The following is a 14,107-nucleotide window of genomic DNA, read 5'->3' on the forward strand; positions in this document are numbered from 1 at the left end:
CTGACATGACCCCAGGCTGGATTACCACAACGCTGCTGGACAATGACGCCCCCGGTGGCTGGGCCGTTGCCCGCAGCCGTGAAGGCTTTTTGCATGACACCAATGGCCCGCTGTTTGCGCGCGAATGGCTCAAGCGCCAGGACCTGTCGGTGTTCGCCGAACACGGCATCGGCCACCTCGACGGTGAGCCGGTGTACCTGCTGGAACTGAACTCGGCAAGTGACGTGCCGGGCTGCAGCTGGCAGGGTTTGCGCGCTTTCATGCTGCAGGGCGACCACACGCTGTACAAAGTGCTCGGCTACGCGGCGCAGATCGGCACCTGGGCGCGCGAGCACCGGTTTTGCGGCAGCTGCGGCCAGGCCATGGTCCAGGTGCCGCGTGAGCGTGCGATGCATTGCCCGGCATGCGACCTGCGCAGCTACCCGCGCATTTCGCCGAGCATGATCGTGTTGGTGACCCGGGGCGACGAGATACTGCTGGCGCGTTCGCCGCGTTTTGTCACGGGCGTCTACAGCACCTTGGCCGGGTTCGCCGAGCCGGGTGAGTCGGCCGAAGACTGCCTGATCCGCGAGGTGCGCGAGGAAGTGCAGGTGGAGGTCAAGAATATCCAGTACATGGGCAGCCAATGCTGGCCGTTCCCGCATTCGATGATGCTCGGCTTCCATGCCGAATATGCCGGTGGCGATATCGTGCCCCAAGCCGACGAGATCGAGGACGCGCAATGGTTCAACATCCACGACCTGCCGCCGTTGCCGGCGTCACGGTCGATTGCGCGTTACCTGATCGACCTCTACCTGGCCCGTCGTTTAGGCCACGCTGAACCAGTGTTGCCAGGCTAGGCGCACGGTCAGGCCGAGGACCACGGTGATAAACACCGGGCGAATGAATTTGGCGCCGCCGCTGATCGCGCTGCGTGCGCCAAAGAACGCGCCGCACATTACCGAGAAGCCCATCGCCAGGCCGACGATCCAGTCCACCGAGCCGTTGAAGATGAACACCGACAGCGCCGCCGCGTTGCTGACGAAGTTCATGCTGCGCGCTACGCCGCTGGCCTTCACCAGGTCGATGGGGTGCAGCAGCATCGTGCTGACCGTCCAGAACGCGCCGGTGCCGGGGCCGGCCACGCCGTCGTAGAAGCCCAGGCCGAAGCCCTGGGTGGATTGCCATTTTTTCTTGATCGGCGCGTCGGCATCCAGCGGCGCCTTGGGCGTGCCGCCAAACAGCAGGTACACACCGCAGCCGAATACGATTACCGGGAGCATTTTGTTCAGGGTTTCGGCGGGCAGGTAGTGCGCGACCACCGCGCCGGCGAGGGCGCCGATCAGCGTGCCGACGATGGCATGCACCCACTGGCGCGGGTGAAAGAGTTTGCGCCGGTAGAAGGTAAAGCTGGCCGTGGCCGAGCCGAAGGTGGAACTGAGTTTATTGGTGCCCAGCACCAGGTGGGGCGGCATGCCGGCGGTCAGCAGGGCCGGCGTGGTGAGCAGCCCGCCGCCGCCGGCGATGGCATCGATGAAGCCGGCGATAAAGGCCACGATGGCCAGGATGGCGAGGGTGGTGAGGTCTACGCTGAGTTCGAAGGGCATGGGCAGGGCTTATTCTTGGCAGGGCGCAGCAAAGGGGCTGCGCCAAAGGTCGCCATCTTACCTGCCGGATGTACACAGATCCAAATGTGGCAGCGGGCTTGCCTGCGATAGCGGTGGGGCAGGCCCAACTGCTGTAACTGACCCGGCGCCATCGCAGGCAAGCCAGCTCCCACCTTTAAAGCGTGCCCGTCTTGCTATTTATGGGTTCCCAGCCACTCCAGCGCTGTGCGCCACACACAAATGCCGAGGAAATACGCCGACATCAGCGACCACAACCCGAACGTCCATGGGTTGGTATTCGGGTAGTCCACCACCATCAAAAAGCTGCACAACAACCAGATTGTGGTGACGGCAATGTTGATCGGCATAAAGCGCTTGACCCGGAACGGATGCAAAAACTTCATCGGCGTCACGGTCAGCAGCGCCAGGCCAATCACCGTCAGCAAGGTGACCCAGGCGTCCGGCTGAATGATGTACACGCACAGGGCAACCACGTTCCAGGCGGCGGGAAAGCCGACAAAGTAGTTGTCCTTGCTCTTCATGTTCACATTGCAAAAGCAGAACAGCGACGACACCAGAATCACCGACACCGTAAACAGGTGAGTGAAGTCCGGCAGGTCGATATAGCGGTAGATGAACAGCGCCGGAATAAACACATACGTCAGGTAATCAATCACCAGGTCCAGCACCGAGCCATCGAAGCTTGGCAGTACCGTGCTGACATTCACTCGTCGGGCCAGGGAGCCGTCAACGCCATCGACTACCAGTGCCAGGCCCAGCCAGAGCAGGCAAGCCTTGGGTGAGTTTTCCAGCAGCGCAAGCGTGGCCAAAAAGGCCAGCACCACGCCAGTGGCGGTAAAGCCGTGGGCGCCCCAGGCTTTGAGTCTGGCTACATGCAGGGTCGATATCACGGGCGGTTCTCCAAAAGGTCAAACAGGGCAGCCGACAACGTAACGCCGTCGAGTCTGGCCGGGGAATGCAGGTATCGACCGGGAAGGGGGGTATAAGGTTCACCACCCCGGTGTACCACTTAGCGTAGCAAGCGCAGGACGTTTCAGCATCAACCCTGACGGAACACCAGCGCCTTCAAGCCACTTTGGGGGTCGATATCCGGAAATTCAGGCGGGTTTTGCAGCCGCTCCACAAAGCGCAGGCCCGGTGCTTCGCGGCTGACGCCGTCGATCAGGAAGTCTTCGCCAAACGCCGGGTCGTTCATGCACGCCAGTACGCTGCCCTGTGGCGTGAGCAAATCCGGCAGCCGGCGCAGCACGCGCTGGTAGTCCTTGGTCAGCAGGAAACTACCTTTCTGGAAGGACGGCGGATCGATGATGACCAAGTCATAAGGCCCGCTGTGGGTGACCTTGGCCCAGGACTTGAACAGGTCATGGCCCAGAAACGTAACGTTGCTCAGGTCGTGACCGTTCAGGCGATGGTTGTCGCGGCCACGGCTGAGGGCGCCACGGGCCATGTCGAGGTTGACCACATGGTCGGCGCCGCCTTCGATGGCCGCGACCGAAAACCCGCAGGTATACGCGAACAAATTGAGTACGCGCTGGCCCTTGGCCTGCTCACGCACCCAGTGACGGCCATAACGCATGTCGAGGAACAGCCCGCTGTTCTGTTTTTTTCCCAGATCGATCAAGTAACGCAGGCCGTCTTCGGTAATGGTCAGCTCATCAACAGCGTCGCCCACCAGCCATTCGGTGGTGCTTTGCGGCAGGTAGCGGTGTTGCAGGGCGACGGTATAGGCGCTGAGCTGTTCTTTGAGCATCTGTTTCAACGCTTCCAGCTGTTCGGCCTCCGGCGCTTTGAACAGCGACACCAGAATCACCCCTTGCAACCAGTCCACCGTCAGTTGTTCCAGGCCCGGCCAGCAGCGGCCACGGCCGTGGAACAGTCGCCGGGTCTCGGCGGGCGGGCTGGCCAGGGCGGTGAGCAGGTGGGCGTGCAGGGTGGCGAGTGCGTCTGGGGTCATCGGTCAGCGTCGGTCATTGAGCGGGCGGCATTTTAAACACAGTTGCAGTGTTACGTGTGGCTTGAGCACAACGTGCTGGAAAAAAGCAGATTGGCAGTGATTCATGCTCAAAATGCTCGAACCTGCGCCTGATAACAGGCAAAAAATCCTTTAGCACCAGCATAAACTGGAAAAAAAGCCCGGAGGTGCGCATGAATGGTTTCGCCAGTGCAGTCAATCACACGGCGTTGGATCAAGTAGAGCTGGACGAGTGGCGTGACGCACTGGCCTCGCTTGTGGCCAACGCCGGTCCCGAACGAGCGCGGCAGGTCCTCGACCTGCTGGCCCGCGAAGGCAGCGCCCCGCACGTCGACTGGAAACCCCGCCACGGCACGCCGTACATCAACAGCATCAGCGTTGCGCAGCAGCCGGCGTTTCCCGGTGACCTCGCCACCGAAGAGCGCCTGGCCTCGCTGGTGCGTTGGAACGCGCTGGCCATGGTGGTGCGCGCCAATCAGGCGTACGGCGAACTGGGTGGCCATATCGCCAGCTACGCCAGTGCCGCCGATTTGTTCGAAGTCGGCTTCAACCACTTTTTCCGCGCCCGCAACGAAGACTTTGGCGGCGACCTGGTGTTCTACCAGCCGCATTCCGCGCCGGGCATTTATGCGCGTGCCTATCTGGAAGGCCGCTTGAGCGAAGACGACCTCGCACACTACCGCCAGGAGATCGGCGGGCAACAAGCGGGCGCACGGGGTCTCTCCAGCTACCCGCACCCGTGGTTGATGCCGGACTTCTGGCAGTTCCCCACCGGTTCCATGGGGATCGGCCCGATCAGCTCGATTTTCCAGGCGCGTTTCATGCGCTACCTGCAGCATCGTGGGCTGCTCGACACCACCGACCGTCACGTCTGGGGTGTGTTCGGCGACGGCGAAATGGACGAACCGGAAAGCATGTCGGCCCTGACCCTGGCCGCCCGCGAAGGCTTGGACAACCTGACCTGGGTGGTCAACTGCAACCTGCAACGCCTTGACGGCCCAGTGCGCGGCAATGGGCGCATCGTCGACGAACTGGAGGCGTTATTTGCCGGGGCCGGCTGGAATGTGATCAAGCTGGTCTGGGGTTCAGACTGGGACGCCTTGCTCGCCAAGGACAGCGACGGCTTGCTGGTGAGCACGCTGTCGCAGACCGTCGACGGGCAATTCCAGACCTTCGCCGCCAAAGACGGCGCCTACAACCGTGAGCACTTTTTCGGCCAGAGCGAGTCACTGGCCAAGTTGGTCGAGGGCATGAGCGACGAACAGATCGACCGCCTCAAGCGTGGCGGCCACGACATGGTCAAGATCCACGCTGCCTACCACGCCGCGCGCCGGGTCAAAGGCCAGCCGACGGTGATCCTGGCGCAGACCAAAAAGGGTTTCGGCATGGGCGAAGCCGGGCAGGGCAGGATGACCACGCACCAGCAGAAGAAGCTGGATCGGCAAGCGCTGATTGCCTTCCGTAATCGCTTCCAGTTGCCGCTGACCGACGAGCAGACCGAATCGCTGAGCTTCTTCAAGCCGGCCGACGACAGCCTCGAATTGCGCTACCTGCATCAACGCCGCCAGGCGCTGGGCGGTTACGTACCGAGCCGCAGCCAGGTCGCAGCGCCGGTGGCGGTGCCGCCAGTGACGGGTTACGCCGGTTTCGCCACGGCGGCTGACGGCAAGGAAATGTCCACCACCATGGCCTTCGTGCGCATGCTCACCAACTTGCTCAAGGACAAGGCCCTCGGCCCGCGCATCGTGCCGATCGTGGCGGATGAGGCGCGCACCTTCGGCATGGCCAACCTGTTCAAGCAGATCGGCATCTATTCCAGCGTCGGCCAGCGCTACGAGCCCGAAGACATCGGCTCGATCCTCAGCTACCGCGAGGCCACCGACGGGCAGATCCTCGAGGAGGGCATCAGCGAGGCCAGTGCCATCAGCTCGTGGGTGGCAGCGGCCACCAGTTACTCAGTGCACGGCCTGCGCATGTTGCCGTTCTACATCTATTACTCGATGTTCGGCTTCCAGCGCGTCGGCGACCTGATCTGGGCCGCCGCCGACCAGCGCGCCCGCGGCTTCCTGCTTGGCGCCACGGCCGGGCGCACCACCCTGGGCGGCGAAGGGTTGCAGCACCAGGACGGCAGCAGCCACCTCAGCGCCGCCAGTGTGGCTAATTGCCGCGCCTACGACCCGGCGTTTGCCGGCGAGTTTGCGGTGATCCTCGACCACGGCATGCGCCAGATGCTCGAGCACGATGTGGACGAGTTCTACTACGTAACGCTGATGAACGAAAACTACCCGCAGCCGAGCCTGCCGCAGGGCGTGGAGTCGGCGATCATCAAAGGCATGTACCGCTTGCAAGGTGCGCCAGATGCTCAAGTGCGCTTGCTGGGTTCGGGCACGCTGCTGCGCGAGGCCCAGGCTGCCGCGCAGTTACTGGCCGAGGATTGGCAGGTGGCGAGCGAGGTGTTCAGCGTCACCAGTTACAGTGAGCTGGCGCGGGATGCGCGGGAAGTGGAGCGGTGGAATCGCTTGCATCCTCAGGACGCCAAGCGCGTCAGCCATGTAAATGACTGCTTGCCCAGCAGCGCGCCGGTGATTGCGGTGTCCGACTATGTGCGGGCGGTGCCGCAGATGATCGCTTCTTACCTGAGTTGCAGCTACACCGTGCTCGGCACCGACGGTTTTGGACGCAGTGATACACGGGCGGCGTTGCGGGATTTCTTCGAAGTAGATCGCCATCACCTGGTGCTGGCGGCGCTGACAGCGTTGGCGGAGCAGGGGAGTGTGGCGCGGGAGGTGTGTCAGCAGGCGATTGAGCGCTATGGCTTGCAGACAGAACGGGCGGGTTCCTGGATGTCCTGAACCACACACACATCAAATGTGGGAGCTGGCTTGCCTGCGATAGCGGAGTATCAGTCGACAAATTTATTGACTCGTCCACTGCTATTGCAGGCAAGCCAGCTCCCACAGAGTTTTGTGGTGGATGTTAGAAAGTGGCAATCAGGGCTGGCCCAAACGCCTCCTTCAGAAACCCCGGCGCGATGTAACGCTCATAGTGCGCCTCGGACAACAGAAAAAACTCGCGATCAATCGCGTCGCGCAAATCAGTCAGGTTGCGCTCACGAAATTCCGGCAACAACGCCAGGCCATACGCATCCAGTCTGGAAATCACCCGCGCGCCCCGCGCAATCAACTGGTACGCCCAGCAATACGGCGACTGGTGGGGCACAAACCGAATTTTGCGGTCTTCCAACTGCTGGCGCAGGCGTTGTGGGTCGAACACTTCCAGCTTGCTGGCCATCACCTGCACCAGCAACTGCTCCAGGCGCAGCCACACGGCCTGCTTTTCGTCGGCGTTGTAGCCGTTCCACTGAATCACTTCATGGTGATAACGCTTGCAGCCCCGGCAGACCAGGTCACCGTAAACGGTGGAGCATAGGCCGACACAGGGCGTCTTGATGGTTTGATTGGGCATAAATAACGACTGTTTTTCTAATCCATGACAGGGGGGTTAACGCGTTGAACCGCTGGCTCAGCCACTGATGCAACTGAGTGACGGCGCGTGACATCTGCCCGCGATGGGGGCAGGCAAAACTTAAGGGGTACACGTCGCCAGGGTGATCGGGCATCAGCACGACCAGGCGCCCGGCCCGCACATCCGTGCTGACGTCGAGCCAGCATTTATAAGCGATGCCTTCGCCGTCCAGCGCCCAGTGCCGAACCACATCGGCGTCATCGCTGAACAGTGGCCCAGCGACTTTCACTGTCTGCGTGCCCAGTTGCCAGCGGTCGTGGACCCGGCCGTTTTGCAGGTAGAGCAAGCACGCGTGATGCGCCAGGTCGTCCGGGACGACGGGCGCGCCGTGTCGGGCCACATAGTCGGCAGACGCGACCAGCACGCGGCGGTTGCGCGGGGCCAGGGGCAGGGCGATGTAGTTGGCATCCTCGTTGAGGCCATATCGGATAGCTACGTCCACTGGGTCGCGGAACAGGTTGCTTAGCTGATCGGAGATGAAAAAACGCAGGGTCAGCCCAGGGTGCAGGCGCCGAAACTCGGTGAGCCAGGGGAGCAGGACATTGCGCCCCAGGTCTGAAGGTGCGGCGATCTGCAGGGTGCCGCATAAGGGCGCATCGTCCCCCCGCAGCTTCTGCCGGCCTTGCTCCAGGTGTTCGAGTACCGCCTGGGCGGTGGGCAAGTACTGCTCGCCTTCCGCGCTCAGGCGCAGGCTGCGCGTTGTGCGGGTAAACAGGCGTACCTGCAACTCGCGCTCCAGGCGCTTGATGGCAGCCGCCACTTGCCCCGGCAGCAGGTCGGCTTCCAGCGCCGCCGCGGTAAAGCTGCCCAGGGCGGCGCTGCGCAGGAACAGTTGAAGATCATCGATGCGGATCATTTTCACTCCAGTAGTGAAAGTGTTGCTGCATTGTGTCGATTTTTCTTTGTAGTGGGGACGGTAATGATGCACGCAACCCCATCACCCATGAGTTGCCATGAAAGCCATTATTTTTACCGAGCACGGCCTGCCCATTGACGACCCGCGTGCGCTGCAAGACGTGGACATCCCCGCGCCCAAGCCCGGCCCTCGAGATTTGCTGGTGGCGGTGGAGGCCGTTGCCGTCAACCCGGTGGACACCAAAGTGCGTTCCGGCTCGTTCGGCAAAGAGCCGAAAACGCTCGGCTGGGACGCCGCTGGCACGGTGCGTGAAGTCGGCGTCGACGTCACCTTGTTCAAACCGGGCGACAAGGTCTACTACGCCGGTTCCCTGACCCGTGCCGGCAGCTACAGCGAACTGCATGTGGTGGACGAGCGTATTGTCGGGCACCGCCCGCGGTCGCTGAGCGCCGCCGATGCGGCTGCGTTGCCGCTCACCTCGATCACGGCCTGGGAATTGCTGTTCGACCGCCTGGGCGTGAGCGAAGACGGCGGCGACGGCGAGGTACTGCTGGTGGTGGGCGCCGCCGGTGGTGTGGGCTCGATGCTGGTGCAGTTGGCACGAGAACTCACTGGGATGACCGTGATTGGCACGGCCTCGCGCCCGGAGACCTTCGAATGGGTCAAGCGCATGGGCGCCGACCACGTGATTGACCATCATCAACCGCTGCTGGCGCAGTTGCAGGCGCTGGGAATAGGCGAAGTCAGTCATGTGGCCAGCCTTACGCATACCGACGCGCACTTGGCGCAATTGATCGAAGTGCTGCGCCCGCAGGGTCGCCTGGGGGTGATCGATGACCCGCGCAGCCTGGATGTGATGCCTCTCAAGCTCAAGTCCTTATCCTTGCACTGGGAGCTGATGTTCACGCGCTCCCTGTTCGAAACCCCGGACATGATCAACCAGCATCACCTGCTCAATCGCATTGCCCAGCTGATCGATCAAGGCATCTTGCACACCACCATGGGCGCGCATTTTGGCGTGATCAATGCCGCCAACATGCGCCGCGCCCATGCCCTGGTCGAAAGCGGCAAGGCCCGGGGCAAGATCGTCCTCGAGGGCTTCGTATGAAACCGCTGACCCTCTGGCTGTGCGTGCTGATAATCACAGGATGCAGCCGCTGGCAACCGACACCTTTACCCACCGGAGTGACCGCCATGCACAACTCTTTGGTATCTCTTGCCGTACTCAAGGCCAAGCCCGGCCAGCAGCAGGCCCTTAAAGCGGGCCTGTTGAGCCTGATCGAACCGACACGGGCGGAGCCCGGTAACCTCGATTACGTATTGTTCGAACGACGCGACGAACCCGGCACGTTTTACATGCGCGAAGCGTTCAAGGACCAGGCGGCACTCGACGCGCATTTTGCGACACCGTACTTTCAGCGATTCGCCGCCACGGCGGATGATCTGCTCAGCGAGCCGTTGCAGTTGATCTTTTTGCAGCAGGTGTCGAACTAAAACGCCCATGGGTCGCCTTATCGCGATCCATGGGCCAAAAGCTAGCTTCCAGATTCTCCAAAAGACAACTTTAGAAATTGAGCTTAGCCCTTTGGTGGAAATGGATCCTCTCCATAAGTATTACGCTCGCGAATTTGGCCATTCTGTCCATGAATGAACATTTCGCTCTCTTGGTTTATTGCGATTTCGCGCGCGAGCTTTATAGCTTCTGCTTGAGTGCTAACGACTTTAGTGGCTTTTGAGTTCCCCGCGCCTTTTACAGCCCAGTCGTTACCATGGGGTACTACGTGTTGGTTTTTTTTGGACATGATTCATGATCTCTTCAAATTTGATATCTGAGCGCGGGCAAATAATTTGCCTGCTCGTCGGATTATTTTGGAGCCAAAGACGCCGTGCAAAATCTTGACCCCGACGATTAGCCGTTGACACCGCTTGAAGGTCCTCCATAATCACGCCCCGCATTTCCTCAAATGCTTTCGTGATTGTGGTTTGCCCCAGTCGCGGCCCGTATAGGTGGGCTATGTTCACCTATACGATCAAGACCCATAGCAGCCGCTCGAACGGTTGCTATGGGTTTCTTGTTTCTTTAAGGGAAGACCTGGACGCTATTTGCACCCAGGTTTCGCCTTGAGCTAGTTAATTAATCCCAGCTCAGCGCGCCGCCAGTCTGGTATTCAATAACCCGAGTCTCAAAGAAATTCTTCTCTTTCTTCAAGTCCATGATCTCGCTCATCCACGGGAACGGGTTAGTCGTGCCCGGATACTCTTCCTTCAAGCCGATCTGCGACAGACGACGGTTCGCGATGAACTTGAGGTAGTCCTCCATCATCGCCGCGTTCATGCCCAACACCCCACGCGGCATAGTGTCACGAGCATATTCAATCTCCAGCTGAGTCCCTTGCAGGATCATCTGGGTCGCTTCTTCCTTCATCTCGGCATCCCACAAGTGTGGGTTTTCGATTTTGATCTGGTTGATCACATCGATACCGAAGTTCAGGTGCATCGACTCATCGCGCAGGATGTACTGGAACTGTTCGGCCACGCCGGTCATTTTATTGCGACGGCCCATCGACAGAATCTGAGTGAAGCCGCAGTAGAAGAAGATGCCTTCCAGCACGCAGTAGTAGGCGACCAGGTTGCGCAGAAGTTCTTTGTCGGTTTCGACGGTGCCGGTTTCGAACTTCGGATCGGAGATCGAACGGGTGTACTTCAAGCCCCAGGCGGCCTTTTTGGCGACCGATGGAATCTCGTGGTACATGTTGAAGATCTCGCCTTCATCCATGGCCAGCGATTCGATGCAGTACTGGTAGGCGTGGGTGTGGATCGCTTCTTCGAAGGCCTGGCGCAGGATGTACTGGCGGCACTCCGGGTTGGTGATCAGGCGGTACACGGCCAGCACCAGGTTGTTGGCAACCAGGGAGTCGGCGGTGGAGAAGAAGCCGAGGTTGCGCATGACGATGCGGCGTTCATCGTCGGTCAGGCCTTCGGGGTTTTTCCACAGGGCGATGTCGGCGGTCATGTTGACCTCTTGCGGCATCCAGTGGTTGGCGCAGCCGTCGAGGTACTTTTGCCAGGCCCAGTCGTACTTGAAGGGCACGAGTTGGTTGAGGTCGGCGCGGCAGTTGATCATGCGCTTTTCGTCGACGGCGACGCGGGCGGCGGAGCCTTCCAGCTCAGCGAGGCCTTCGGCGACGTCGAGTTTGTCCAGGGCGGCCTTGGCGCGCACGATGGCGGCGGAGTCGTTGGCAGTCACGTTGCGCGCTTCCAGTGCGGCCGCGGCGCCGGCACCGTCAAGGCGGTCCATGTTGGCTTCGCTGGCATGCCCGGCGTTGGCGCCCTTGATCACCGCTGCACCGGTGTCTTCGTTGTCGACTTCATCCCAACTCAGCATTGAAATACTCCTTCCTGATCTGTTCTGACGGCGTGTTAACCCGTCCAAAAATATGCGGTTTGCAGGCTACCTGGCATTGAAATGCTGCGCATAGTGTGGTCGGCAATTACCGATACTGCACACTATGTAGTGGTCTGTTTTGTTTGTGGGCACACTATATGGTGTGTAACAAAGTAGGTCAACGCACAAGATGTGCGGTCATCGGTCGCTGCCCGGCGCCCATTCAGCTATAAAGCCTGGGTTCACTGGCCACACACGAAACCCAAGGGAATGAAAAAAATTCTGATCCGCGCAGCTGCCCAGGAAGACGCCTAAAGCATCTTGGCCGTGCATCAAAACTCGGTCGAAAACCTGTGCAACGCCGATTACGGCCCTGAGCAGATTGCAATGTGGCTCGATGGTCGCTCGCCTGAGACGTACCGCGCGGCCATCGCCGCGGGCAGCCTGTGGCTGGCGTATACCGATAGCCTGCAAGGTTTCGTCGAGATTGACGGCCATCAAATCAGCAAATTGTTCGTGCGCGGTGATGCGGCCGGGCAGGGCATTGGTGCGCGTTTGCTAAGTGAAGCCTTGCAGCACATCCAACACGCGGGCCATGCCACGGCCTACCTGGAAGCAACCCTTCCATGGTTGAAACGCCGCAATGAGGGACCGCGGCCAAATTGACGTCCTGTCCAGGACTGGATATGTTGTCTTGCATGAAAAAGACCTCTCCCGAACAAACCACCCTGATCAGCCAACTCGAACAGATCGCCGAAGGCTTGAGCAAAACCTTCAGCCCGTTCTGTGAAGTGGTGCTGCACGACTTGCGCGACCCGCAGCACGCGATCCTGGCGATCCACAACAACCTCTCCGGGCGCCAACCCGGTGACCCGGCCACCGAACTGGGCCTGGCGCGGATTGCCGACCCGGACTACCCGCAGGTCATCGCCAACTACCAGAACCAGTTCGCCGATGGGCGCCAGGTCAAAAGCACATCGATCGGCATCAAGGACACCAGCGGCAAGTACGTCGCGGCTTTGTGCATGAACGTCGATCTCTCGTTGTTCCGGGGCTTGCAGAGCATGCTGGAGCAGTTTGGTTCAGTCAGTGGCGACCAGCCCAATGAGTCCCTCGACCCGTCCGGCGCCGATGTGATTCGTGCGCGAATCGACCAGTTCGCCGCACGCCTGGCGACCACGCCGCGGGCACTCAAGGCGGCGGATCGGCGGCTGCTTCTGCAGGAGCTCAAAGACTCTGGCTGCATGGACGTTCGCCGGGCCATGGAAACTGTCGCCTCGCACCTGGGCGTGTCGCGCGCGGCGGTCTACACCTACGCCAAGTAACGCGCCAGCGCTTCAATCTCTACCAGATACCCGTGATGCAACTCGGGCACCGGCACCACCGCGCGGGCAGGGAGGTGCTCGCCCAGCGCGGCGGCGTAAATTCGGTCAAATTCCGGCCAGTGGTTAACCCCGGCCACGTACACCGTGACCTTGACCAAGTCCTGGGGCGAACCGCCAGCGGCTTTCAAGATCGCCAACACATTGTCCAGCGCCACCTGCGCCTGTTCGGCAAACGACGCCTCAAGGTTGTGGCGACCCTGCGCGCTGACCGGCAATTGCCCGGAGATATACAGTGTGTCGCCATGGCGGACGGCCTGCGAATAATGCCCGGCTGGCGGCGCGGCAGTCGCGGTGTGAATGATGTTCATGGCGCCTCGCTGAGCAGGGCGGCGTAGCGCTGGATATCGACGTTGCCGCCGGTGACGATAAGCCCCACGCGCTGGCCCTTGAACCGCTCGCCCAGTTGGCGCAATGCAGCCAGGCCAAGGCAGCCGGTGGGTTCCACCACCATCTTCATGCGCTGCATGAAAAAGCGCATGGCTTCCACCAACTGCGCGTCGGAGACGGTGACGATGTCGTTCACCTGATCGCGGATGATCGGGAAGGTGTAGTTGCCCAAGTGTTGGGTTTGCGCACCGTCGGCAATGGTCGCCGGCGTGTCGATGTGCACAATGCTGCCGGCACGCAAGGAGCGCTGGCCGTCATTGCCGGCCTCCGGTTCGACGCCGAACAGTTGGCAATCCGGTGCCAGTGCACGGGTCGAAAGCGCTGTGCCTGAGAGCATGCCACCGCCGCCCAGGCCGACGAAGAGCGCGTCCAAAGGGCCGGTGAATTCCAGCAGTTCCTTGGCGGCCGTGCCTTGGCCGGCGAGGATGTGCGGGTGATCGTAAGGTGGGATCAGCGTCATCCCTTGCTCGATGGCCAGGGTACGGCCGATGTGCTCGCGGTCCTCGGTGAAACGGTCATACAACACCACGCTGGCGCCATATTCACGGGTCGCGGCGACCTTGGCGGCCGGCGCGTCGGTCGGCATCACAATCGTCGCCGGCATGCCCAGCAAACGCGCCGCCAGCGCGATGCCTTGGGCGTGGTTGCCTGAAGAAAACGCCACCACACCGGCCGTGCGCTGCTGGGCATCAAACTGCGAGAGGGCGTTGAACGCGCCGCGAAACTTGAACGAGCCGGTGCGTTGCAGGTGCTCACATTTGATGAACACTTCGGCGCCGGTTTCGGCGTTGAGGGTGCGCGAGGTGAGCACCGGCGTGGCGTGCGCGAAGCCCTCCAGGCGCTGGGCGGCGGCGATGACGTCTTGATAGGTAGGCAATTGCATGCGACGGACCTTGTGTGCGTGTTTGGATAAAATATCCATATCAAGACAAATAGTAAAGTTTGCTGTGTTCATGCTAGCGTTTCGAGCTTCTCTGAAGGCTCGAGGGT

Annotated in this window: 15 protein-coding genes; 6 read left to right on the top strand and 9 right to left on the bottom strand. The window is 61.0% G+C overall.

The features are described 5' to 3' along the window. Positions 1–5: 5 nt before the first annotated feature. A complete protein-coding gene (nudC, locus tag AB5I78_RS13410; protein ID WP_145165628.1) occupies positions 6–839 on the top strand; it encodes an NAD(+) diphosphatase in 834 nt (277 codons plus the stop codon). Here nudC and AB5I78_RS13415 read toward each other — a convergent pair. The 3 genes from AB5I78_RS13415 to AB5I78_RS13425 form a co-directional block, all read right to left on the bottom strand. Further along, positions 807–1,586, bottom strand: a complete 780-nt coding sequence (locus tag AB5I78_RS13415; RefSeq protein WP_119741946.1) for a TSUP family transporter — start codon at positions 1,584–1,586, stop codon at positions 807–809. The two genes, nudC and AB5I78_RS13415, sit on opposite strands and share 33 nt — an antisense overlap. 194 nt (positions 1,587–1,780) lie before the next feature. After that, positions 1,781–2,497 carry a phosphatidylcholine synthase gene (gene pcsA / locus AB5I78_RS13420; protein WP_145165627.1) on the bottom strand — a complete coding sequence of 239 codons (717 nt, stop codon included), beginning with the start codon at positions 2,495–2,497 and terminating at the stop codon, positions 1,781–1,783. Between the two features lie 149 nt (positions 2,498–2,646). Then, a complete protein-coding gene (locus tag AB5I78_RS13425) occupies positions 2,647–3,561 on the bottom strand; it encodes a class I SAM-dependent methyltransferase (RefSeq protein ID WP_369302287.1) in 915 nt (304 codons plus the stop codon). A 191-nt stretch (positions 3,562–3,752) separates the two neighbouring features. Here AB5I78_RS13425 and mdeB point away from each other — a divergent pair, with 191 nt between their 5' ends. Beyond that, a complete protein-coding gene (mdeB, locus tag AB5I78_RS13430) occupies positions 3,753–6,431 on the top strand; it encodes an alpha-ketoglutarate dehydrogenase (RefSeq protein WP_369302286.1) in 2,679 nt (892 codons plus the stop codon). A gap of 124 nt (positions 6,432–6,555) precedes the next feature. On the opposite strand, the gene AB5I78_RS13435 is transcribed toward mdeB, so the two are convergent. Together AB5I78_RS13435 and AB5I78_RS13440 are read right to left on the bottom strand one after the other, a co-directional pair. Next, positions 6,556–7,044 (bottom strand): DUF1289 domain-containing protein, encoded by a 489-nt coding sequence (locus AB5I78_RS13435; protein ID WP_369302285.1) that lies wholly within the window; start codon positions 7,042–7,044, stop codon positions 6,556–6,558. Further along, the gene (locus tag AB5I78_RS13440; RefSeq protein ID WP_370004639.1) at positions 6,986–7,960 is read right to left on the bottom strand and encodes a LysR family transcriptional regulator; all 975 of its coding nucleotides are present in this window, start codon (positions 7,958–7,960) and stop codon (positions 6,986–6,988) included. Before AB5I78_RS13440 ends, AB5I78_RS13435 begins: the two co-directional genes overlap by 59 nt. A gap of 97 nt (positions 7,961–8,057) precedes the next feature. On the opposite strand from AB5I78_RS13440, the gene AB5I78_RS13445 reads away from it, so the two are divergent. Both AB5I78_RS13445 and AB5I78_RS13450 read left to right on the top strand, forming a co-directional pair. Further along, positions 8,058–9,068, top strand: coding sequence for a zinc-binding alcohol dehydrogenase family protein (locus AB5I78_RS13445; protein ID WP_242171964.1), 1,011 nt, complete (start codon positions 8,058–8,060; stop codon positions 9,066–9,068). An 86-nt stretch (positions 9,069–9,154) separates the two neighbouring features. Then, positions 9,155–9,454 carry a putative quinol monooxygenase gene (locus AB5I78_RS13450; protein ID WP_369302283.1) on the top strand — a complete coding sequence of 100 codons (300 nt, stop codon included), beginning with the start codon at positions 9,155–9,157 and terminating at the stop codon, positions 9,452–9,454. An 83-nt stretch (positions 9,455–9,537) separates the two neighbouring features. On the opposite strand, the gene AB5I78_RS13455 is transcribed toward AB5I78_RS13450, so the two are convergent. Both AB5I78_RS13455 and AB5I78_RS13460 read right to left on the bottom strand, forming a co-directional pair. Beyond that, complete coding sequence (locus AB5I78_RS13455; protein WP_179607697.1) at positions 9,538–9,762, bottom strand: DUF2188 domain-containing protein; 225 nt, start codon at positions 9,760–9,762, stop codon at positions 9,538–9,540. Between the two features lie 332 nt (positions 9,763–10,094). Continuing rightward, a complete protein-coding gene (locus tag AB5I78_RS13460) occupies positions 10,095–11,345 on the bottom strand; it encodes a ribonucleotide-diphosphate reductase subunit beta (protein ID WP_034108883.1) in 1,251 nt (416 codons plus the stop codon). A gap of 327 nt (positions 11,346–11,672) precedes the next feature. On the opposite strand from AB5I78_RS13460, the gene AB5I78_RS13465 reads away from it, so the two are divergent. Continuing rightward, positions 11,673–12,011 (top strand): GNAT family N-acetyltransferase, encoded by a 339-nt coding sequence (locus AB5I78_RS13465; RefSeq protein ID WP_369302376.1) that lies wholly within the window; start codon positions 11,673–11,675, stop codon positions 12,009–12,011. Between the two features lie 32 nt (positions 12,012–12,043). Further along, positions 12,044–12,670 carry a transcriptional regulator gene (locus tag AB5I78_RS13470; protein WP_369302282.1) on the top strand — a complete coding sequence of 209 codons (627 nt, stop codon included), beginning with the start codon at positions 12,044–12,046 and terminating at the stop codon, positions 12,668–12,670. On the opposite strand, the gene AB5I78_RS13475 is transcribed toward AB5I78_RS13470, so the two are convergent. Together AB5I78_RS13475 and AB5I78_RS13480 are read right to left on the bottom strand one after the other, a co-directional pair. After that, complete coding sequence (locus AB5I78_RS13475; protein WP_369302281.1) at positions 12,658–13,038, bottom strand: RidA family protein; 381 nt, start codon at positions 13,036–13,038, stop codon at positions 12,658–12,660. The two genes, AB5I78_RS13470 and AB5I78_RS13475, sit on opposite strands and share 13 nt — an antisense overlap. Next, positions 13,035–14,000: a threo-3-hydroxy-L-aspartate ammonia-lyase gene (locus AB5I78_RS13480; RefSeq protein WP_369302280.1), complete on the bottom strand. Its 966-nt coding sequence runs from the start codon at positions 13,998–14,000 to the stop codon at positions 13,035–13,037. Before AB5I78_RS13480 ends, AB5I78_RS13475 begins: the two co-directional genes overlap by 4 nt. Positions 14,001–14,107: the final 107 nt, after the last annotated feature.

Origin of the sequence: Pseudomonas sp. N2-3-1-14 (assembly GCF_041228395.1) — a bacterium.
In the GTDB taxonomy this organism is placed as follows: domain Bacteria; phylum Pseudomonadota; class Gammaproteobacteria; order Pseudomonadales; family Pseudomonadaceae; genus Aquipseudomonas.